At 56.3% G+C, this 380-nt stretch carries 1 protein-coding gene; it reads left to right on the forward strand.

The window, feature by feature from the left end; all coding sequences use genetic code 11:
* Positions 1-51 precede the first annotated feature (51 nt).
* A partial coding sequence (locus G8O24_RS47440) for a GDSL-type esterase/lipase family protein (RefSeq protein ID WP_202988845.1) occupies positions 52-380 on the forward strand: 329 nt, incomplete at its 3' end.

Below are 380 nucleotides of genomic sequence, written 5' to 3' on the forward strand. Positions count from 1 at the left end.
GCTCGGGCGGTCACGGTTGATGGGTGGGTGCCGCCTCGCCGGTTAGTGAAGATGACCGTGCTGGGAGACTCCTACTCGGCAGGCAACGGAACGCTAAGGGATTACGAATATCCAACTGACCATTCGTATCGCAGTCCTAAGAATTATGGTTCGGTGCTTACGCGCCGGTTGAATCGGGAGTTCGGGGACGATACCACGTTTCAAACTGATGTGCGGGCCTGGAGTGGCGCCCAAATCACTACCGGGGACCACCCTATTGTCAGTCAGGCCGACGGAATGGATCCCCACACAAAGGTGGTCCTCATGACCGCCGGAGGCAACGACCTAGACTTCACCAGCGTCGTCGAAAACTGCTTCATTGATGATTTCTGGTCATTAGC

The organism is Bradyrhizobium campsiandrae, from assembly GCF_014529705.1.
Taxonomy (GTDB): Bacteria; Pseudomonadota; Alphaproteobacteria; order Rhizobiales; family Xanthobacteraceae; genus Bradyrhizobium; species Bradyrhizobium campsiandrae.